Here is a 23,155-nt window from a genome sequence, read left to right as displayed (position 1 = left end):
TGTCTTGAGTAAGTCAGCACTGTTAGTCCTAGAAGATGGGACGGTGTTCCACGGTGTATCCATTGGCGCTGATGGAATATCCGTTGGTGAAGTCGTCTTTAATACCTCGATGACGGGGTACCAAGAAATCCTCACTGATCCTTCCTATTCTCAACAAATCGTTACTCTTACTTACCCCCACATAGGCAATACCGGAACCAATTCCGAAGACGAAGAATCCTCTTCTATCCATGCACAAGGCCTTGTGATTCGCGATCTCCCTCTTATCGCTTCTAACTTCCGTAATCAACTTTCCCTTTCTGACTACCTTAAATCACAAAATATCGTGGGCATTGCCGATATCGATACGCGCAAGCTAACGCGCATTTTGCGTGAAAAAGGAGCTCAGAATGGCTGTATTATGGCAGGTGACCATTTAGATGAAGCATTGGCGCTGGTAAAAGCCAAAGAGTTCCCCGGTTTAAAAGGAATGGATCTTGCGAAAGAAGTTACAACAAAAGAAGCGTACCAATGGAAACAAGGCTCGTGGACGCTTGAAGGTGGACTTCCTGAAGCGAAAGATGACAACGAGTTGCCCTATCACGTTGTTGCCTACGATTTCGGTGCAAAGCGCAATATCCTCCGTATGTTGGTTGACCGAGGATGCCGCCTAACTGTGGTACCAGCACAAACCTCGGCTGAAGAAGTTCTAGCGCTGAAACCTGATGGTGTCTTTTTATCAAATGGCCCTGGCGACCCAGAACCATGTACTTATGCGATTGAAGCAACCAAAGTGTTCTTAGAGAAAGGACTGCCTATTTTTGGCATCTGTTTAGGACATCAAATTTTGGCATTAGCATCTGGTGCGAAAACAGTAAAAATGAAATTTGGCCACCACGGCGCGAACCATCCAGTGAAAGATTTGGATCGTAATGTGGTGATGATTACGGCACAAAACCACGGTTTTGCTGCTGATGAAGCAACGCTGCCAGTCACACTTCGTGCAACGCACAAATCGCTCTTTGATGGTTCACTACAAGGAATTCACCGCACCGATAAGCCAGCCTTTAGCTTTCAGGGACACCCTGAAGCTAGCCCTGGCCCGCACGATGCCGCCCCTTTGTTTGACCATTTTATTGAACTAATTAAAAAGCACACAGCGTAATTCGGAGTAGTAGACAATGCCAAAACGTACTGACATTAAAAGTATTCTAATTCTAGGTGCTGGCCCGATTGTAATCGGTCAGGCTTGTGAGTTTGACTACTCTGGCGCTCAAGCATGTAAAGCCCTGCGTGAAGAGGGTTACCGAGTGATTTTGGTCAACTCGAACCCTGCCACTATCATGACTGACCCAGAGATGGCCGATGCGACTTATATTGAGCCTATCCATTGGGAAGTTGTGCGTAAAATCATCGAAAAAGAGCGCCCAGATGCGGTATTACCGACCATGGGTGGCCAAACCGCATTGAACTGTGCACTTGAACTGGAAAAGCATGGTGTTCTGGCTGAGTTTGGCGTTGAGATGATTGGCGCAACGGCTGATGCGATTGATAAAGCGGAAGATCGTTCTCGCTTTGATAAAGCGATGAAGTCAATCGGCTTAGCTTGTCCTCGCGCTGATACGGCAAAAACGATGGAAGAAGCTTACCGCGTTCAAGAGATGGTGGGTTTCCCTTGCATTATTCGCCCTTCATTTACCATGGGTGGAACCGGCGGCGGTATCGCTTACAACAAAGAAGAGTTTGAAGAGATCTGCCGCCGTGGCCTTGATCTTTCGCCAACCAACGAGCTGTTGATTGATGAATCACTCATCGGTTGGAAAGAGTACGAAATGGAAGTGGTTCGCGATAAAGCGGACAACTGCATCATAGTCTGTGCGATTGAAAACTTTGACCCAATGGGCATTCACACGGGTGACTCGATTACGGTAGCTCCTGCGCAAACGCTAACTGACAAAGAATATCAGATCATGCGTAACGCATCGCTAGCCGTACTGCGTGAAATCGGTGTAGAAACGGGGGGTTCGAACGTACAGTTTGGTATCAACCCGAAAGATGGCCGCATGGTGATCATCGAGATGAACCCACGTGTTTCTCGCTCTTCGGCTCTTGCATCTAAAGCGACGGGTTTCCCTATTGCCAAAGTTGCAGCCAAATTGGCGGTAGGTTTCACACTGGATGAGTTAATGAACGACATTACTGGTGGTGCAACCCCAGCGTCGTTTGAACCAACTATTGATTATGTTGTGACGAAAATCCCTCGCTTTAACTTCGAAAAATTTGCCGGTGCTAACGATCGCTTAACCACGCAAATGAAGTCGGTGGGCGAAGTGATGGCGATTGGTCGTAACCAACAAGAATCGCTGCAAAAAGCACTGCGTGGGCTGGAAATTGGCGTAAACGGCCTAGACGAAATGGTTGATTTAGACGCACCAGATGCACTGACTAAAATTCGCCATGAGCTGAAAGAAGCGGGTGCTGAGCGTATTTGGTATATCGCAGATGCTTTCCGCGCTGGTTTGTCTGTGGATGGGGTCTTCAACCTGACTAACGTTGATCGCTGGTTCTTGGTACAAATCGAAGAACTGGTCAAAATGGAACAAGAAGTCAAAGCGGGCGGTTTTGCTGGCTTAAATGCAGATGTTCTACGCAAGATGAAGCGCAAAGGTTTTGCGGATGCGCGTCTCTCTTCACTGCTTGGCGTGGCTGAAAGTGAAATTCGTCGTATGCGTGACCAATATAATATTCATCCGGTTTACAAGCGTGTCGATACTTGCGCGGCGGAGTTTTCGTCTGATACGGCTTACATGTACTCCTCTTATGATGACGAATGTGAAGCACAACCGACCGATAGAGACAAAATCATGGTGCTCGGCGGTGGTCCAAACCGTATTGGTCAAGGTATCGAGTTTGATTACTGTTGTGTTCATGCCTCACTCGCGCTACGCGAAGATGGTTATGAAACCATCATGGTTAACTGTAACCCTGAAACGGTTTCAACAGATTATGACACTTCCGATCGCCTCTATTTTGAACCAGTGACACTCGAAGATGTATTGGCGATTGTTCGTGTTGAAAAACCTAAAGGCGTCATCGTGCAATACGGTGGTCAAACACCACTGAAATTGGCTCGTGCACTTGAAGCCGCTGGAGTGCCTATCATTGGTACTAGCCCAGATGCGATTGACCGCGCCGAAGATCGTGAGCGTTTCCAGCAAGCGGTTGAGCGTTTAGGTCTGCTGCAGCCAGAAAACGCAACAGTGACTACGATGGAACAGGCGATTGAAAAATCGAAAGACATCGGCTTCCCGCTGGTGGTACGCCCGTCTTACGTTCTTGGTGGCCGTGCGATGGAAATCGTCTATGACGAACAAGATCTGCGTCGTTACTTTAACGAAGCGGTCAGTGTGTCTAACGAATCACCAGTACTGCTTGATCGTTTCCTTGATGATGCAATTGAAGTCGATATCGATGCGATTTGTGATGGTGAGCGTGTCGTCATTGGTGGCATCATGGAGCACATCGAACAAGCGGGTGTTCACTCTGGTGACTCAGCTTGCTCTCTACCGGCTTACACGTTAAGCCAAGAAATCCAAGATGTGATGCGTGAACAAGTTGAGAAGCTGGCGTTTGAATTGGGTGTTCGCGGTTTGATGAACACGCAGTTTGCGGTTAAAGATAATCAAGTTTACCTGATTGAAGTTAACCCTCGTGCCGCTCGTACCGTACCGTTTGTGTCAAAAGCAACGGGCGCACCGCTTGCCAAAATTGCCGCGCGCGTGATGGCAGGGCAGTCTCTAGAGTCACAAGGCTTTACTAAAGAGATCATTCCTCCTTACTACTCAGTGAAAGAAGTGGTTCTGCCATTTAATAAATTCCCTGGTGTTGACCCACTGCTTGGCCCTGAAATGCGTTCAACGGGTGAAGTGATGGGTGTGGGTGCAACGTTTGCTGAAGCTTATGCAAAAGCGGAATTAGGTTGCGGTAATGTTTATCCTGAAGGCGGCCGAGCTCTGCTCTCTGTACGTGAAGGTGATAAACAGCGTGTGGTTGATTTAGCGTCGAAACTGGTGAAATTAGGTTATCAGCTTGATGCTACCCACGGTACCGCCGTAATTTTAGGTGAAGCCGGTATTAACCCACGTTTGGTGAATAAAGTGCATGAAGGTCGCCCTCATATTCTTGACCGTATTAAGAATAATGAATACACCTACATCATTAATACGGCCGAAGGGCGTCAAGCGATTGAAGATTCTAAAGTTCTTCGTCGTGGTGCATTAGCACAAAAAGTGAACTACACCACAACACTGAATGCTGCTTTTGCAACCTGTATGTCTCATACGGCCGATGCGAAGTCATCAGTTACGTCAGTGCAAGAGTTACACGCGCAAGTGAAAGCACACTTAGCATAAGCGTTAAAAAATAATAAATCAGTAGGTCTAAGACCTACATGACAACCTCATTGCCCGCTGAATTAAGCGGGCTTTTTTTATTTTCTTATTTCATGTTATTTGAGGGGGGGGAGTTTAACGCGGGGTAGCGGTGGTTTCTGGTGCAGAAAGTATCGCTCTAGTATCGAGGCTTCCACCAACATCGACCAAAACTAAACGCTGATGATCATTGGATAGCTTGACAAATTTTATCTGCTCTACTTCTGGCTTGCGCCAATTTAGGATAAATAGTGCGGCATTATCATCCTGCTCAAAGCCACGTTCTGTATTGAGTTCCCCAAGCGTCACCAGCCCATCAACAGACATCCGATAGCCATCTCCGTGACCAATGATCTCCAAGGTGACGGATTTGCCATCCAACGCTCCACGGTAGATCACGCCATCGAAGGCATCGTAGGCGATATCATCCATGCTGTGATCACAACTTTGCGTTGCTTGCTGGTAGGCACCTCCCGCATCTAAACAGCGGTCTTGGGCGATAAACTCACGTCCCCAAAATAGATAAAGTAAGCCTATCGATAAAAGGCCTATCCCTACCAAAGCGGTGATGCTCTTTTTGTTCATTAATGTTTCTCTGTCGTTATGCTGTGAAAAATCGCCATGCATCATAGTTAGGTTTGATAGGTTAACCAAACACATTTGTTATACAAATAAAAAGAGAGTGGCGCAATTTCCCTTAATAAGAATTGCGTACAGGTAGGGCAGGAGACTGGATGGGTTGGCTCAGTTGAGGGGTTGCGGTTAATTAATACAACTTAGTTTTATGCCATTTAATGCTTCTGTTCCTCCCCCTTTTAGGGGAGGGAATGAGTTTTGTGAGCGTTGGGAGTATGTCATTTATGATGATCGATGGGGTTTGCTAAAACAGTTTTGCCCCTTTCCTTGTTTCGACTGACTCAACACATACTTCACCAAAGCTTCATCTGACTTACTTTTTCTAATCTAACTAAGTGACCAAATTTACTAATCCACAACAAACCGACTCAAATGCTTAGGGAATGTTGAGGTTTGCCAGTTAGTGGAGTAACATTGGAAGACTCTTTAGTGTAAGACGTAATTCGTCTAGTCGGGTGATTAGCCAGACTCAAATTTATTGAACAGGTTTAAATGCGAGGTGTACGCATCCTAAACTCGTTCCTCCTTTAGGATGCGTACACCTCGCACTCTTTAGTAAAGAGTTAAGCTCAAGGTGCTTTACCACACCTTGAGCTTTTTAACGGAAAACTATGAGTATCATTAGCCTGTTAGCACAAACCTTAAAGAAACCTGAGTACGTGATAGAAGATATTCTCTTCATAGCTCCAATTAGATATAAAATTTACTATATCCCTAAACGAACTCACGGTTTTAGACAAATAGCCCAACCATCAAAAGAATTAAAAGAATGCCAGAGAGCATTTCTTAGGTTTTGTAACCTCCCCACTCACAACTGCGCTATGGCCTATAGAGAAGGCTTAAGTATCAAAAACAATGCCATTGCACATAAAAACCAAGCATACTTGCTCAAGCTAGATCTCGAAAACTTCTTCAACAGCATTACTCCGAATATCTTTTGGCACACATGGGAATTAACAGGTGCAGAGCTGCCAACTAAAGATAATCAACAATGGATTGAAAAGCTGCTTTTTTGGAATCTAGAAGATAAGCTCGTCTTAAGCGTGGGAGCCCCTAGCTCACCTTCAGTATCCAATTTTTGTATGCTTATATTCGATCAAATATTACAAGACCAGTGTCAAAATTTGGGAATAAAGTACACTCGCTATGCCGATGATTTAACCTTCTCTACCAATGAGAAAGATATACTTTTCAAAATTCCAGAAAGTGTAGAAAATATTTTGTCAAAATGCTTTAACGGAAATTTAAGATTAAATAAAGGTAAAACTATTTTTTCGTCCAAGGCACATAATCGTCACGTAACTGGAATTACCATTACTAACAGTGGGGAAATATCTTTAGGCCGTAGTAAGAAAAGATATATAAAACATAAAATTCATCAATTCTCTCTTGATCTGCTAAATAACCACGAAGTAATGCACTTAAAAGGGTTGATGGCTTACGCTCGTCATATTGAACCAAGTTTTCATGAGTCTCTTATAATAAAGTACTCAAAAGAAATAATAGAACGTATTTTTGAGGTCCCAAATGAGTAGAGAAGCTAAGATAAACAATGAAATTGCGTTACTTGAAAGAAGCTTTAAGGCAGGATCTATTTCATCTGGATTTAAGCTTTATGAGATGTATGACAATGGCGTCTTCGAAAAAAATTCTGATGGCGATATAGTTTGCATCCTAGATAAGAACCCCAAAATAGCTCATGCATATTTACTAGATTGCAGACAGTTACTTAATGAGAATGAAAAAAATAACAGACTTCATGTTTCTCGCTTAACTTTATCAGACTTTAGAAAGTTCAAAACACTCAAAGTAAAGCTGAATAAAAACTTAACTGTTATTATTGGTGATAATGGTGCAGGTAAAACGACCATTATTGACGGGATAACAAAATCTTTAAGTTGGCTTAGTGCAAACATTCTCAAGAAAGGGGGCGTTGGCCTTCGTGTTACAGATTATGATGTAAATATTGATTCAATGAGCTTTACTGAAGTTACCTTACAGACAAGCCTAAATAAAAACAGTCAGTATTCAGTATCTTTATACAAAACAGCCAAAGGTGCTAAAGAAGCTAAAAAAAGTGAACTAGAGGCGTTCGAAGAATTAGGTGGACTATATAGAGTAATAGATAATTACAATCGCACAAATAATAAAAGTGAGATTAACCTACCACTTATTGTTAGCTATTCAGTGAATAGAACCAATATTAAGTCTAATAAAACCTTTGACTTAGAAAAAATCACCTCAGTTAAAATAGGCTCAAAGTATGATGCTTATGAGAATAAATCAATTGATGGCACTGGTAACTTTGATGAGTTTTCTGAATGGTTTTTAGCTCTACACAATCTCTCAGGCGAAGATTTAAGCGTTCGCTTACGCAATGCAAAAAAACGACTTGATGCACTGAAAGCTGTAGGAGCAGATAAAGATACTAGTGAGATTTTTGAATTATACACTACCGCTAAAGAAGAGTATGAACATCTCCAAAATGATTATGACAGTCGTAAATCTCACATAAAGAACCTTTACTTTGTAAAAAGTGCAATACTTTCAACAGTACCTGACTTTACAGATATTTTTATTAAAAAAAATCCTGACACAGGGAGGGCCGAATTAAAAGTAACTGTGGACGGGAGGGATATTAATATATTTCAAACTTCACAAGGTCAGCATGTCTTTATATCAATGATTGCTGATATCGCGAGGAAATTAGTTACGTTGAATCCTAATATGGAGAACCCTTTACATGGCCAAGGAATAGTACTAATCGATGAGATTGAACTTCACTTACACCCTAAGTGGCAACAAAATATAGCCAATGTATTAGTAACCACATTCCCAAACATTCAATTTATAGTTACAACGCATAGCCCACAAGTTCTATCGACTGTCGATAAATCTTCAATTAGGCACTTTATTACAGATGAGAATGGTAATGTCCATTGCCCACCACCTAGGTTTCAAACGAAAGGGGTTAGAAGTTCTGATATCCTCGCTGAAATAATGGGGACAAATTCAATTCCAGATGTAGAGGAAGCTCGTAAAGTTGATAAGTTTTCAGGATTTTTGTTAGATAATCAGAAAGATAAAGCAACGGAGCTACTTAAAGAGCTTGAACAACATTTTGGTTCCGACCACCCTGTCATTCGAGATTGCCAGAGCAAATTAGACGTATTCGAAATGAAGGAAAGGATTAACCTCAAGAGAAAAGAGGGTTAATAAGTGAAGCAGTTAGATCGCAACTTGGCGGAAAAGCCCATATTTCTCAATAGTATATGTTACACGACACACACTTGGAAGAATATGACCAAATCTAGAAAGAAAAGTGTGTGGAAAGAGCTAGAGAAATTCCAAGATAAGCTCTGCGTTTATTGTGAGTCTAAAGCCGAAAAAGGAACTCATACAGGTCATATCGAGCATTTTTTCGACAAAAGCACTCATGTTCATCTAACCTTTGATTGGAGCAACTTATTTGGATGTTGCGCTTCAAGACTTCATTGTGGCCATTACAAAGATGAAAAGCTTCCTGGAGGAGTTAGGCGAACCTATAACACGAGCTTATTAATAAAACCTGACACTGAAGATCCAGAAGATTACTTACAGTTCTTACCTAGTGGTAAAATTGAGAGCAAAAATGGCTTAGATACTATCTCTGAAAAAAAAGCGAGTGAAACAATTAAGGCGTTAAACCTTGACGCCCCATCATTAGTCCGCTCGCGAGAGCAACAAATAACTCGATTTCAATCAAAAGTAACCACAGCTCTAAGCTTCATCGACACTGGAGATGAGGAAACTATAGCTTTAGCCATGATTGAATACAGAAATATAGAACAAGAAGCAAAGTTCGCATCACATAGAACAGCAATAAAACAAGCCGTAATCTGGCTATAGGCAATTAATTCAGTGAGTTGATTAAAGATATCAACTCACTATTCTATTTGACCAAAGATAAGCTAAAGAATGGATTATTGAATGTAAATTCGAAATTTCATCTACATCTAATGGGAGAAATTGGTCATTATAGATATCTACACGACGATAACCTTTGTTTTTTGTAAGCTGTCGATATTGCCATTTAGTTAAACAACTCAGATCGTAAAAGGCGCCTAATCATAGTTAGGTTTGATAGGTTAACCAAACACATTTATTATACAAATAAAAAGAGAGTGGCGCAATTTCCCTTAATAAGAATTGCGTACAGGTAGGGCAGGAGACTGGATGGGTTGGCTCAGTTGAGGGGTGCGGTTAATTAATACAACTTAGTTTTATGCCATTTAATGCTTTAAAGTAGAAGCTCATAACGGTTCTGTTCCTCCCCCTTTTAGGGGGAGGCTAGGAGGGGGTTCACCCCACCCTAACCCTCCCCTTGAAGGGGAGGGAATTAGTTTTGTGAGCGTTGGGAGTATGTCATTTATGATGATCTATGGGGTTTGCTAAAACAGTTTTGCCCCATTATTGGCTAGAGTTCGAACTCATTCATATCCTGCTAATGTCCGTTTGCCCCATCAAAAGTTATCCATATTTACAATGTTGTTTGTTGTGAATCATCGCGATGTATTACAGCGTTAATTCCTACGCAACTAATAGGCCTACTTACCAAATTTGCTAAATTATCCTTTAATAACCATATTGCATATCATACTATTCAATATGTTATTGATTTAATGATAATTAAGGAAACTAAATGGCTGAGTTAAATGTTAAGTTGAAAAACTGTTATGGCATTCCTGAATTAGAGTATGACTTCAAATTCTCCGGAGGAGGCAACCAAGCTTTCGCTATATATGCCCCTAACGGCTTAATGAAAACCTCATTTACAAAAACTTTTGATGCGATAAGACAAAACAAACAGCCACAAGAAGAAAGGTTTCAACGTCCCTCCACTGCCGATATTCAGTTTAAAGACGCCCCTATAGACCCTAAATCGATCTATGTTCTTAACTCAAATATACATCTGGACTCTGATGACGAATCTGTTACTAATCTACTAATCAATAGGGATAGTAAGGAAAAATATGACTCCCTTGTCAAAGACTTAGAAGACGCGAAATCTAAAATGCTTTCGAAACTTCAAAAACTTTCGAAGGTAAAAAAAGCGGATATTGAGTCGACTATCCAAAAAGATTTCCCAGCTAAGTCATTCATAGATTCACTTAATAAAGCGAAAGCGACTAAAGCTACATTTTCATCTGATAGAGTTTTCTATAGTGACGTGTTTCACCCAAAGGCAGTTGAAGTCCTTGATAGTCCAGAATTCGTTTTAAAGGCGAGAGAATTTCTTGAACGCTATGATGATGTCTTCAAATCCAGTGGTGGCTTGTACCTGAAGGGTGTTTTTAACCCTAATCAGGCTAACGCTAGTTGTGATGCATTGGAAAAAAACGCATTTTTCGATGCTGGGCACACTATAAAAATTAATGGTGATGTAGAAGATATTGGCCTTGATGATTTCAAAGACAAGATCAAGAAAATAAATGTTGAAATCGATTCTGACAAAAAACTGAGCACACTAAAGACCAAATTAGCCAAGAACGCACAATCGTTAGCAATCCAAACATTACTTGAGTCATCTAGTTCTAGCGATGCGGAAACCCTAATCACTAACTTAAATCCGGGTAAACGCGATTGGTTTAAACAAGAGCTTTGGCGCATGTATATACAAAACTGCCCTGAAGTAGAACTGTTTTTATCATGTTGGGAGTCAAACAAAGAACAAATTCAAACGCTAGAGGAAGAAGCTGCGAAAGAAGCACCTCAATGGTTAGATGCAATAGATCTTTTTAACTCTCGCTTTGTAGATATGCCTTTCAAATTGGGCTTGTTCAATCAGGCAGACGCAATACTAGGCAAGTCAAAAGCCGTATTAAAATTCATTTTTACAGACAAGGAAGACCGCCTAGAGTGCCAACGTCATGAGATTTCGTCTCTTAGTCAAGGTGAACGACGCGCTCTTTACTTACTTAGCTTTATATTTGATGTCGAATATAGAAAAAGGGAGTCTATCGAAACAATCTTCATAATTGATGATGTGGCAGACTCTTTCGACTATAAGAACAAACATGCGATTTTGCAGTACCTCGATGACTTAACTAAAACAGACTTCTTTCATCAACTCATTTTGACTCACAACTTCGACTTCTACCGTTCTCTATTGCAATCTTTTGTTCACGATAAACGATGCCTAATGGTTAATAAATCTGAAAGTTGCTTAGAGCTTGTTAAATCGGAAGGTGTACGAAATATCTTTGTTGGGTTATGGAAAGGAAAAGTCACCAGTAGCAATTCGATCCTTTATTCTTGTGTACCATTTGCTCGTAACCTAATTGAATTTACTAAAGGGACCGATGATGATGGCTATAGACTCTTAACGAAGTTATTGCACTGGAAGCAAGGAACTGCCGAAATAACGGTTGGTCAATATTTCGAAGTATACAATCAGTTGTTTTCAACCGAACACAAACCAAAGAATAGCTATACTCGTATGCTTGAAATACTTTTCGATACTGCTGACAATATCGCTAAGCAAACTAATCATGAAGGTGTAAATCTTCAAGATAAAGTGCTTTTATCGATTGCAATACGAGTTAAAGCAGAGAAATTCATAACAGAAGAACTAAGAACTGTTAAGGGTGATGAATACTGGAGTTCCCAATTTTCATATGGGAAACTGCTAAGTAAAGATTATGAACCTCAATTTCCAGAGTCACCATATCTTTCTACGTTAAAAAAAGTCAGTGTGACGGTTTGTTCTAATATCCACTTGAATTCATTTATGTATGAACCAATTTTAGATCTATCGCTAATTCATCTAGTCGATCTATACAACGATGTGAGTAGTCTGAAATAAGAGAGCATATGCCCATTAACTGCACCATCTAGACTGGACGCTGAGTTAAGTGACTTTGCCATACATGTGGTTATTCATGTTTTGCTAATTTAGAAAAAGCGCTGGAACATTTGTGTCCACAAACGTGTTAGCTCGATATTCACAATAAGCAGTAAACTCCAAGTGACCACCCTTCCATCCTCCCTCGAAGGGAGAGGGGTTTCCCAAAACGTGTTTGGCAATGATCAAATTTCATTACCCTGTGGTAAAGGATTGGTCTTGGCTTTTGCTGTTGCCACCTTTTAAGTGGTGTTATTGTTGGTTTTTATTGTTCAATACGTTGATAAGAAATGGAACTTTCACTGGAAGTATTAAGCCTGTTGTTTTTGGTTGCAGGGATTGCAGGATTTATTGATGCGATGGCCGGCGGTGGCGGTTTGCTTACTTTGCCGGCTTTGTTAGCAGTAGGCGTACCACCGACTCAAGCACTGGCTACCAATAAACTGCAAAGCTCCTTTGGTAGCTTTTCGGCCACCCTCTATTTTGTGCGCAAGGGCGTTGTGAGCTTAAAAGCGATGCGACTCGCGATTGCCTGTACTTTTGTCGGCGCTGCACTAGGTGCAGAAGCGGTGCAGTATATTGATGCCTCTTTGTTGACCAGCCTTATCCCGCTACTACTGATCGGCATCTCGCTTTATTTTCTACTTGCGCCTACAACCAAAACTCACAGTGGCCCCGCGCCTTTGTCTGAAACCGCGTTTGCTTTTACGGTCGGCTTTGGCATCGGTTTTTATGATGGCTTTTTTGGCCCCGGTACAGGTTCGATCTTTACGGTCTGTTTTGTCGCTTTAGGCCATTTTGGATTGGTCGAGGCGACCGCGCGGACTAAGGTGCTGAATTTTACCTCTAATATTGCGGCGCTGACGTTTTTCTTAATTGCCGGTTTACCGATTTGGCAGATAGGTTTAACCATGGCCGTGGGTGGGTTTATCGGTGCACGCATGGGGGCAAAAGTGGTGATCAGTAACGGTCAGCGTTGGATTCGTCCTTTGGTGATCACCATGTCGATGTTGATGGCGCTAAAACTGCTTTGGGAGCAACACCATGCAGCGCTGTTATCCATGCTTGCCCACTAGCGCTGCGATAACGGCTGGCGCTTAAGCGGCGTTATTTATTCAGTGCAAAAGTGGGCAGTGATAAGTGCCAGCGGATCGCGCCAAGTCGAATGATTAAGGTTGAGGCCACTCCAGCCAGAAAGGCGCTTGAGCTATCGTAGCCCATCGCCAGTGCTGTGGTATGAAACAGACCGCCGATGATACAAGCTGTAGCATAGACTTCGCTGCGCAGCACCATTGGAATTTCACGGGCCAGTACATCGCGAATAATACCGCCGCCACAGCCAGTGATAACGCCCATGATTACCGCAACCATGGCCGAGTCTTGATAGTTCATCGCCTTTTCAACACCAATGCCAACAAATACCGCTAAACCGATTGCATCACAAACGGGTAAGATCCACCAAGCAACGCGTTTAGGCCTGCGAACCAGCAGCATGGTGAGTAAACAAGTGATGAAAATGACCCAAAGATAAGTGGTGTCTTTTATCCAGAAAACTGGCGTTGCACCCAATGCCATATCACGAATTGTTCCACCGCCAATTGCAGTAACGCTCGCAAGCACGACCACGCCAAACGGGTCCATTTTTAATCGACCAGCTAATAAAACACCAGAAATGGCAAAGATAGCCGTACCAAATAAGTCAATAAAATAGAGCAGCATGGAGTCCATGTTACTGGGTTCTCTTTAGTCGTTAATGGAATGAAATTCGGGCGGGAATTGTACGAGATTTTATTACGCAAGCGTTAGCGTTTTTGGCGAACGACGGAAAAGTACTCACACACTTCTTCTATCGCTTGCCGTGTTCTGGGCGTTGGTCGATTTAACCAATCTGAGGTCAGTGCCCACACAAACCCGTTTTGTACAGCGGGTAGTTGCTGTTGCCACTTTTGCCACATAGTGCCATTTTCTATCGCATGTTCTGAGGTGAAAATTACATCAGGTTTAGCCAGTAGCACTTGCTCAATCCCAACTTGAGGGTAGGGGGATGCGCTGTTGGCAAAAATATTTTCGCCGCCACAAAATTCAAAGACCTCACTGGGCCAACTGCCTTTGGCCAGTGTGATGATCGGTTTTTCACTGAGTTGATAGAAATAACGAACTTTACTTTGGCTGCCATAACTCTGTTTCAGAGTGATGAGTGATTGACGAAAATCACGCGCCGCTTGCTGGCCGATGCTTGGATCATCGGCAAATTGGCTAAGTGCTTCAATATTATTGGCAATGTCATCGAGTTTTTGAGTTTTTGTCGTATAAATCCTCAGCCCTAACTGCTTTAATTTATCGAGCTCCTTCGCCGGATTGCCCGCGGGCCAAGCAATCACTAAATCCGGTTTCAGGGTAAGAATGCGTTCTATATTCAACCCTTGGTAATTGGCCACTTTTTCGAGTTTGAGTGCTTGTGCCGGGTAGTCACTGTGCTCGCTGACGGCCACCAATTTATCACCAAGGCCAGCCGCAAAAGCTAATTCCGTGGCATGAGGTGCTAAGCTGATGATGCGTTTAACTTGCGCTTGAACCGGAAAAGCCACGCACAGCGTGACGACAACATTGAGAAACAGTAAACGCATCTAAAATCCTTGGTGAACGAGCAGCAGTATCACGCTCTCTAATGCTATCCACGCGAAAATACGCCAAGCTAACAGTTTTTGGATTTGCGCAAGGTGGAAGGCTGATGGGGCGATACGTCCGCCTATTTTTACGCGTAGGGCTTTTTTATCACCGTAGATAGCTGGGCCACCTAAGGCCAGTGATAGTTTATTGCCGACGGCGGTTAACAGCCATGCAGGCCCCGGGAGTGGCCATAAGCGGCTTTGTTGTAACATGGCTGAGAAGGTGTTTGATGCGTTGCGACCAATGATAATCAATAGGCTAAATAGGCGCAGCGGCACAAAGTCAAGCACAGCCAGCAAGCGTACCGATGGAATACCAAAAGGATGAAACGCCGCTCGCGAAGGCGCCCAAGCTCTGGCGAGTTCAGCGATCAGACGGTACATCAGCGCGCCAATACCGCCAAGACAGGCGTACCAAAATAACACCGCGATCACGTTGCGCCCATAGCCAATAATGAGGGTTTCAGCCCCCGCCTTACCTAACCCCAGCGCTGACAAGCTATCGGTTTCACGATTGACAAAAGGGGCAAGTACGCTGCGAGCGTATTTTTTGTCTTCTTTGCTGAGTGCATCGATAAGCTGATTGGCTAATAACTCTTGGCTACGCCAATCAAATGCGAGTAATAGTAGCGCTAAATCAAATAGTTGAGGTTGCCATACCAAAGGTTTTAACGCGACTAAGGTGACCCATGCGGGTAGGCACATCAATAGCCAAGCCAGTGAGCCGGAAAGTAGGCTTTGTGAATAACTGCTACTGGTATTGACTTTATCCGCTAATATTTCCGCAAATTTTCGCCACAAAGTGACGGGATGAGCGTTACGCGGGATGGGTAAAATAAGATGAAAGGCAACCGCTCCCCACATCACGAGGAGCGTACCGTTGCCATACAAGTAGGTGATTAACTCGTCCATGTTGAGTCTGTCACTGCTTACTTAAGCAGTTCGACCATCTTAATCACCATTTCTGATGAGCTTTGTGCGGCAAGCGGTAAAAATTCATCAAAGGACATCGGCGACGCTTTATCGGCTACATCTGAAATGGCGCGAACGACCACAAAAGGCACTTTGAATTGGTGGCAAGTTTGTGCAATTGCTGAAGCTTCCATCTCAACCGCAATCACGGTTGGGAAGTGTTGGCGAATAAAGCTTTGACGCTCAGCGCTACAAACGAAAGCATCCCCGGTACAAATCAGGCCGCGTACCGCGTGCTTATCTTTGATGTGTGTGAGTGCTTGTTCTGCAACGCGGATCAATGCCTCATCTGCTTTGAAAGCGGCTGGTTGACCTGCCATTTGCCCCATTTCATAGCCAAATGCTGTTACATCGGCATCATGGTGACGAACTTCGCTTGAAATGACTACATCACCCATGGTTAAGCTTGAATCAAAACCACCTGCAGAACCGGTGTTAATCACTACATCTGGTTGGTATTCATCAAGTAAAAGAGTGGTGCCAATGGCTGCAGCGACTTTACCAATGCCAGATTGTAGCAGCACCACATCCACCCCATGGATTTGACCTGAAAAATAGGTGCAGCCCGCTTTGCTGACTTGTTGAACATTGTCGATTGCGTTTTTTAATATCGCGACTTCTTGCTCCATCGCGCCAATAATGCCGATTTTCATGAGGTTTCTCTTATTCGGTTAGTAGTAAATATTCGGTTAATAGCTAAATTGGCCGAAGTTTAGCACGAAACTTTCCGCCAGTGCGATATCGAGCAACTATTCAATCAAGCCTGCTTTGGTGAGGTTTTCTCGCAGTGTTTCTGCTCGCTTACGATTGACGCCCATATCTGAATAACCAATGCGCGATTCAGATCGTACCATTAAACGCCTATTCTCTATCTTAAGTTCAAGATCATCCACAAATCGCCAAATACGACTGGTGCATTCAATGCGGAGATAATTGCCCTCTTTCACCGCCGTTTTAGAGCGGGGAATAGAAAGCGCTACCGCTTCGATTTTATCTAAAGAGACGCCTGTTTTGAGGATAAAGGGAGAGAGCGAGAACGCGTTACGCTCATCTTGAGTCGAAACGCAATTCGGTTTATTTCCGCAAGGGGTCGCAGTGCGATCGGTCATGGTTGTTACTCCTTGGCTGCAAGCGGTTAACGTGGCAAACATCAGTAAACTTAGTACTACGCGCATGATAGTCCTTATCAAATCAATCCTCATTACCAATCGCCAAAATACAAGCGAGCTGCAGTCGATGGCTTAAGGAAAATGGCCTAAGAAAAAAGGATTCACGTTACCATGAATCCTTCAAGGATATTAAGCAGTTAAGGCTTAAAGACCTAAGTAGTCAAGTATTCCTTCTGCGGCTTTGCGCCCTTCGTCAATGGCCGTGACGACCAGATCGGAGCCGCGTACGGCATCCCCACCAGCAAAAATTTTTTCATTACTGGTTTGGTACTGGAACGATTGCTGCGACGCGGCCTTAATGCGTCCCCATTGATCAAGTTCAACACCGAATGGCTCAAGCCATGGCATGGCATGTGGCTGAAAACCAAACGCCATAATGACGGCATCGGCTGCCAACACATGTTCGCTGCCCGCAACGGGCTCGGGCTTGCGACGCCCAGCCGCGTCAGGCTCCCCCAAGGCAGTTTGCACCACTTTAACGCCACTCACTTGGCCTTGTTCATTGACCTCAATGGCGAGCGGTTGCAGGTTGAAGATAAATTCTACGCCTTCTTCTTTGGCATTTTTCACTTCTCGGCGTGAACCCGGCATGTTCTCTTCATCGCGTCGGTAGGCACAAATCACTTTGGCGGCATGTTGGCGAATGGAAGTACGCACGCAATCCATCGCAGTGTCTCCGCCTCCAAGTACCACGACTTTTTTGCCCGCCATATCAATAAATGGTTGGGGTGATTCCAAACCCATCACTTTATAAGTATTTGATACTAAGAAGGGTAGGGCATCGTAAACACCGTTTGCCTCTTCATTTTCTAGCCCTGCACGCATGTTTTGGTAAGTTCCGACACCGAGAAAAACCGCATCATATTCATTAAGCAGCGTTTGCAGTGTGATGTCTTTACCTACTTCGATGTTGAGCTGAAATTCGACGCCCATCTCACTGAAAATGCGGCGGCGGTTTTCCATTACGCCTTTTTCAAGTTTGAAAGAGGGAATACCAAAGGTTAGCAAGCCACCAATTTCAGGATAGCGATCAAACACCACAGGCTTCACCCCGTTGCGCACTAAAATATCGGCTGCGGCTAGGCCGGCTGGGCCTGCACCAATGATCGCTACTTTCTTATCTGTCCACTCCACGTGCGACATGTCTGGTTTCCAGCCCATCTCAAACGCTTTGTCGTTAATGTATTTTTCGATGTTACCTATGGTGACCGCACCAAAGTCATTGTTTAGGGTACAAGAACCTTCACAGAGGCGATCTTGTGGGCAGACTCGCCCACACACTTCGGGCAAGCTGTTGGTTTGGTGCGATAGTTCAGCGGCTTCAATAATGCGCCCTTCGTTGGCCAGTTTTAGCCATTGCGGAATGTAGTTGTGCACTGGGCATTTCCATTCGCAGTAAGGGTTGCCGCAATCTAAGCAGCGATCCGCTTGAGCAGTCGCTTGCTGTTTAGTAAAGGGTTCGTAGATTTCGACGAACTCGATTTTGCGAATAGTGAGCGGCTTTTTCGCCGGATCAACTCGATTCACATCAATAAATTGGTATACGTTCTGGCTCATTAATCTGGCTCCTTCCAATTATTGCGCTTGAACGCGAAGTTCGGCGGCACTGCGGCTTTGATGGCCGAGTAGGGTTTGCAGATCCGCCGCTTGGGGTTTGATGAGATAGAACTTTGGAATCCATTCATCAAAGTTCGCTAAGATCTGTTCAGCATGCACCGACCCCGTCTCTTCCAAATGCTCGGCAATTAAACCACGTAAATGTTCTTGGTGAATGTAGAGATCTTGCAATGAAATAGCCTCTACTGATTCACTGTTGACTCGACCTTGGAAATCACCGTTTTCATCCATCACGTAAGCAAAGCCGCCCGTCATACCCGCGCCAAAGTTAACGCCTGTTGCGCCCAAAATGGCGACGATTCCGCCTGTCATGTATTCGCAAGCGTTATCACCAGCGCCTTCGATAACTGTGATAGTGCCAGAGTTACGCACACCAAAACGCTCTCCCGCTTTGCCAGCCGCAAACAGCTTGCCGCCCGTTGCACCATATAAACAGGTGTTGCCGATGATCGTAGCGTCGTTGCAGTTAAAAGCGGTACCAAGGTGGGGTTTGATGACCAGCTTTCCGCCTGCCATCCCTTTACCAACATAGTCATTGGCATCACCAGTAAGGTAAAGCTCAACACCACCCGCGTTCCATACACCAAATGACTGACCTGCTGTGCCATCGAGATAAATTTTAATCGGCGAGGCGGCTACGCCTTGGTTACCATAACGTTTGGCGATTTCACCAGATAGGCGAGCACCGAGCGAGCGATCAGTATTTTGTACGTTGTAATACAAGCTGATCGATTGTTGTGCTTCAACTGCCGCTAAAGCATCATCGACAAATTGTTGGTTAAGTTGTCCTTTATCAAACGGTGTATTGGGTTGAGTCCAGTAAAGCGGATGACCCTGAGCCGATACTGGCGCTTCCAATAAACCGGATAAGTCCAATTTGCTTTGCTTGGCGGTCATCCCTTCAAGTACTTCCAGTAAATCGGTGCGACCAATCAGATCGGTGAGCTTTTCAACGCCCAACTGCGCCAAGTAACCACGGACTTCGTCGGCAAGACCGATGAAATAGTTCATCACCATCTCAGGTAAGCCTTTGAAATACTCTTTACGCAGCGTTTCATCTTGCGTTGCTACGCCCGTCGCACAGTTATTAAGGTGGCAAATCCGTAAAAATTTACAGCCCATCGCGACCATAGGGGCAGTGCCAAAACCGAAGCTTTCAGCACCTAAAATCGCGCCTTTAACCACGTCCAGTCCTGTTTTTAGACCACCGTCAACTTGAAGTCGAATTTTGTGGCGTAGGCCGTTTGCGACTAACGCTTGTTGGGTTTCAGCAAGGCCGAGTTCCCAAGGGCTACCCGCGTATTTTACCGAGGTGAGTGGGCTAGCCGCTGTACCGCCGTCATAACCGGAAATAGTGATAAGGTCGGCGTAGGCTTTGGCAACGCCAGTGGCAATGGTGCCAACGCCCGGCTCTGAAACCAATTTGACCGATATCAGCGCTTTTGGGTTAACTTGTTTGAGATCGAAAATCAGCTGAGCTAAATCTTCAATTGAATAAATATCATGGTGTGGTGGTGGTGAAATTAAGGTCACGCCTTGCACTGAGTAGCGCAACTTGGCAATTTCTGCGGTCACTTTATGGCCGGGAAGTTGGCCACCTTCACCCGGTTTTGCTCCTTGCGCCACTTTAATTTGCAGTACGTCAGCATTGGTGAGGTAATGCGGAGTCACGCCAAAACGCCCTGATGCGACCTGCTTAATACGGGAGTTACGTTCAGTGCCAAAGCGGCGTGGATCTTCTCCGCCTTCACCAGAGTTGGAATAGCCGCCTAAGCGGTTCATTGCGGTCGCTAACGCTTCATGAGCTTCTGGGCTTAAGGCGCCAATCGACATCGCCGCGGAATCAAAACGTTTAAATAGCTCCGTACTGGGTTCGATTTTTTCCAGTGCTAGCGGTGTCGCTGATTTTTTTAAGCGCAGTAAATCGCGTAGCATCGCGACGGGGCGTGCGTTGACCTGCTGGGCAAAGCTTTGGTAATCGGCGCTTTCACCTGATTTAACTGCGGCTTGTAAGGTACCAACCACATCTGGGTTATAGGCATGGTATTCACCACCATGCACGTATTTTAATAAGCCACCTTGTTCGAGCGTTTTACGTTTGGTCCACGCTTTGCGCGCTAAATTAAATAGATCTTGTTGGAAGTCTTCGAAGTTAGCACCTTGAATACGCGTGGTGACGCCTTTAAAACACAACTGAACTACGTCGCTATGTAGGCCAACCGCTTCAAACAGCTGCGAGCAGCGATAAGAGGCGACGGTTGAAATGCCCATTTTCGACATGATTTTCAATAAACCTTTGTCGATACCGTAACGGTAGTTTTGCATCACCTCGCGATAGCTTTTTTCCAACGTGCCATCATCAATCATTTTGCCGAGCGTTTCGTAGGCCAAGTAAGGGTAGACGGCGGTTGCGCCAAAGCCGATTAAGACCGCAAATTGATGAGGGTCACGTGCGGTGGCGGTTTCGATAATGATGTTTGCATCGCAGCGTAAATTGGCTTCGACTAAGCGAGTGTGTACTGCGCCCACGGCCATTGCCGCTGGGATCGGCAGTTTATCCTTATGCAAAGCGCGGTCAGATAGTACGATCAATACCGATCCTTGGCGTACGGCCTCCTCTGCTTGTTGGCAAAGTTCGAGCAAAGCTTGCTTGAGATCCTTATGCTGTGGATCGTAATTGATGTCTAAAATGGTATTGCGATAGTGTTTGTCGCTGAGCTCCAATAGCTGTTGCATGTCGGAATAGAGCAAGATAGGTGAATCAAAGGTAACACGATAAGCGTGACCATCGGTTTCACAGAACACGTTCATCTCTTGGCCGATGCTGGTGGCCAGTGACATCACGTGCTTTTCACGTAGTGGATCGATAGGCGGGTTCGTAACTTGGGCAAATTTTTGGCGGAAATAATCGGTAACCAAGCGCTCTTTCGAAGAGAGCACCGCCATCGGCGTATCATCACCCATTGATCCCACCGCTTCTTGGCCTACATCTCCCAGTACGCGCAGTACTTGATCAATCTCTTCGTTGCTCATTGCAAACTGTTTTTGATAGGTTTTCAGCTCGTCATTGTCAAAGCTGCGCTCGCCCACCAAGTCGTCACTGAGTTCAGAAAATGGCGTTAATCGGTGGACGTTATTTTTCATCCACTCGCCATAAGGGTGGCGGCTTTTGAGATCGTTATCAATTTCACTAGATTGCCACAATTTCCCATGACGGGTGTCGATCACCAGCAGTTCTCCGGGCCCAACGCGGCCTTTTTCAGCCACTTCATCGGGTGCGTAATCCCAAATTCCGACTTCAGAGGCGAGGGTGATGAGTTTATCTTTGGTGATCACATAACGCGCAGGGCGAAGGCCATTGCGATCAAGGTTACAGGCAGCATAACGGCCATCCGATAACACAATGCCAGCCGGGCCATCCCATGGCTCCATGTGTTTTGAGTTAAAGTCGTAAAAGGCACGAAGGTCTGGGTCCATATCAGGGTGATTTTGCCACGCCGGCGGCACTAACATACGCATGGCACGGAAAATATCCATTCCCCCCGCTAAAAACAGATCGAGCATGTTGTCTAAGCTTGATGAATCTGAACCGGTTTCATTGACAAATGGCGCGGCGGTTTGCAGATCCGGTAGTAGGGGAGAGGCAAATTTATAAGCCCGTGCTCGCGCCCATTGGCGGTTCCCTTCGATAGTATTGATTTCACCATTGTGCGCTAAGTAGCGGAACGGCTGTGCCAGTGGCCAACGTGGCTGAGTATTGGTTGAAAAGCGCTGGTGGAACAAGCAAATGGCTGATTCCATCCGTAGATCAGCTAGGTCAAGATAAAAGCGCGGTAAGTCAGCAGGCATGCACAAGCCTTTGTAAACAATGACTTGAGTTGATAGTGAGCAAATATAGAAATCACGATCTTCGGTGATCTGTTTTTCAATGCGACGACGAGCAATGTAAAGGCGTCGTTCAATATCTCGTTCACGCCAACCTGCGGGAGCACTAATAAAGACTTGTTGAATATCAGGCACGGATTCGGCAGCAATAGGGCCAAGCACAGCTTGGTTCGTTGGTACGGTTCGCCAACCTGTCACTGTGAGTGTTTCTTGCGCCAGTTCTTTGTTGATAATATCGCGCGCTGATTGCGCTTTGACCGGATCTTGGCTGAAGAAAATCATACCAATCGCATACTGTTTGGCGAGCTTCCAGCCTTTTTCTTCAGCGATGAGTCGTAGGTAACTATCTGGTTTTTGTAGTAATAAACCACAGCCATCACCGGTTTTACCATCGGCTGCGATGCCGCCACGGTGGGTCATGCGATCTAATGCTGAAATCGCGGTTCTGACTAATTTATGGCTGGTTTGGCCTTCCATGTGGGCGATCAAACCAAATCCACAGTTGTCTTTCTCTAAACTTGGATCATATAGAGCCATTGCAATTCTCCCTTTGCTTCTCTGTCATCCAGACAGTAAATGACTAACTATTCTATTTTTGTTGTTTTAAGTGGGTAATTATGCGTTCATTCTCAATTTAAATTTTAACAAAAATGATTATTTTAATTTTCACTGACTTCACAACCTATAGCTTATGGTGCAAAAGGTCAAGTTGTTGGTGAAAAATCATGTTGCAATGGGATTTACCACCTAATCTTCTGAATAAATTGAATGCATTCAATAGGATAGTTTTTCTAATGTCACAGTTTTGTAACATTGAAATCTCATCAAATAAGAATCAGCCATAAAAAAGGCCAGCATCAAATGCTGGCCAAAAAGTAGAACGTTGGAAGGAATCATCGCTGCTCAGCGCTCTAG

General features: G+C 44.6%; 15 protein-coding genes. 7 read left to right on the top strand and 8 right to left on the bottom strand.

The window, feature by feature from the left end; all coding sequences use genetic code 11:
* The first annotated feature begins 4 nt into the window (after positions 1-4).
* Positions 5-1,144, top strand: coding sequence for a glutamine-hydrolyzing carbamoyl-phosphate synthase small subunit (gene carA, locus CCZ37_RS10470; RefSeq protein ID WP_094500483.1), 1,140 nt, complete (start codon positions 5-7; stop codon positions 1,142-1,144).
* Positions 1,145-1,160: 16 nt separating this feature from the next.
* Positions 1,161-4,391: a carbamoyl-phosphate synthase large subunit gene (carB, locus tag CCZ37_RS10465; RefSeq protein WP_010317985.1), complete on the top strand. Its 3,231-nt coding sequence runs from the start codon at positions 1,161-1,163 to the stop codon at positions 4,389-4,391.
* 114 nt (positions 4,392-4,505) lie between these two features.
* Here the strand turns inward: carB and CCZ37_RS10460 are convergent, their stop codons facing one another.
* Entirely contained in the window at positions 4,506-4,994 is a 489-nt protein-coding gene (locus CCZ37_RS10460; protein ID WP_094500836.1) for a hypothetical protein, read from the bottom strand.
* Positions 4,995-5,656: 662 nt separating this feature from the next.
* Here CCZ37_RS10460 and CCZ37_RS10455 point away from each other — a divergent pair.
* From CCZ37_RS10455 to CCZ37_RS10435, 5 genes are all read left to right on the top strand, one after another.
* Complete coding sequence (locus CCZ37_RS10455) at positions 5,657-6,580, top strand: retron St85 family RNA-directed DNA polymerase (RefSeq protein WP_094500482.1); 924 nt, start codon at positions 5,657-5,659, stop codon at positions 6,578-6,580.
* A complete protein-coding gene (gene ptuA, locus CCZ37_RS10450; protein ID WP_094500481.1) occupies positions 6,573-8,261 on the top strand; it encodes a retron Ec78 anti-phage system effector ATPase PtuA in 1,689 nt (562 codons plus the stop codon). Before CCZ37_RS10455 ends, ptuA begins: the two co-directional genes overlap by 8 nt.
* Before the next feature lie 3 nt (positions 8,262-8,264).
* Positions 8,265-8,933, top strand: a complete 669-nt coding sequence (gene ptuB / locus CCZ37_RS10445) for a retron Ec78 anti-phage system effector HNH endonuclease PtuB (protein WP_094500480.1) — start codon at positions 8,265-8,267, stop codon at positions 8,931-8,933.
* Between the two features lie 793 nt (positions 8,934-9,726).
* A complete protein-coding gene (locus CCZ37_RS10440; protein WP_094500479.1) occupies positions 9,727-11,889 on the top strand; it encodes a hypothetical protein in 2,163 nt (720 codons plus the stop codon).
* 329 nt (positions 11,890-12,218) lie between these two features.
* Positions 12,219-13,004, top strand: a complete 786-nt coding sequence (locus tag CCZ37_RS10435) for a TSUP family transporter (protein ID WP_010320296.1) — start codon at positions 12,219-12,221, stop codon at positions 13,002-13,004.
* Positions 13,005-13,035: 31 nt separating this feature from the next.
* Here the strand turns inward: CCZ37_RS10435 and CCZ37_RS10430 are convergent, their stop codons facing one another.
* The 7 genes from CCZ37_RS10430 to gltB form a co-directional block, all read right to left on the bottom strand.
* Complete coding sequence (locus tag CCZ37_RS10430) at positions 13,036-13,656, bottom strand: TRIC cation channel family protein (RefSeq protein WP_029627214.1); 621 nt, start codon at positions 13,654-13,656, stop codon at positions 13,036-13,038.
* 74 nt (positions 13,657-13,730) lie between these two features.
* Complete coding sequence (gene btuF, locus CCZ37_RS10425) at positions 13,731-14,555, bottom strand: vitamin B12 ABC transporter substrate-binding protein BtuF (protein ID WP_094500478.1); 825 nt, start codon at positions 14,553-14,555, stop codon at positions 13,731-13,733.
* Positions 14,556-15,509 carry a cobalamin biosynthesis family protein gene (locus tag CCZ37_RS10420; RefSeq protein WP_094500477.1) on the bottom strand — a complete coding sequence of 318 codons (954 nt, stop codon included), beginning with the start codon at positions 15,507-15,509 and terminating at the stop codon, positions 14,556-14,558.
* 17 nt (positions 15,510-15,526) lie between these two features.
* Positions 15,527-16,222, bottom strand: coding sequence for a 5'-methylthioadenosine/S-adenosylhomocysteine nucleosidase (gene mtnN, locus CCZ37_RS10415; RefSeq protein WP_094500476.1), 696 nt, complete (start codon positions 16,220-16,222; stop codon positions 15,527-15,529).
* 96 nt (positions 16,223-16,318) lie between these two features.
* A complete protein-coding gene (locus CCZ37_RS10410) occupies positions 16,319-16,744 on the bottom strand; it encodes a DUF1499 domain-containing protein (protein WP_167372405.1) in 426 nt (141 codons plus the stop codon).
* Between the two features lie 138 nt (positions 16,745-16,882).
* Positions 16,883-18,295, bottom strand: a complete 1,413-nt coding sequence (locus tag CCZ37_RS10405) for an FAD-dependent oxidoreductase (RefSeq protein ID WP_064625861.1) — start codon at positions 18,293-18,295, stop codon at positions 16,883-16,885.
* 18 nt (positions 18,296-18,313) lie between these two features.
* A complete protein-coding gene (gene gltB, locus CCZ37_RS10400; protein ID WP_094500474.1) occupies positions 18,314-22,777 on the bottom strand; it encodes a glutamate synthase large subunit in 4,464 nt (1,487 codons plus the stop codon).
* Positions 22,778-23,155: the final 378 nt, after the last annotated feature.

The sequence above is a fragment of the Vibrio qinghaiensis genome, from assembly GCF_002257545.1.
GTDB lineage: Bacteria > Pseudomonadota > Gammaproteobacteria > Enterobacterales > Vibrionaceae > Vibrio > Vibrio ordalii.
Note: the sequence above shows the minus strand (reverse complement) of the source record. Positions and strands in the feature narration are given on the sequence as shown.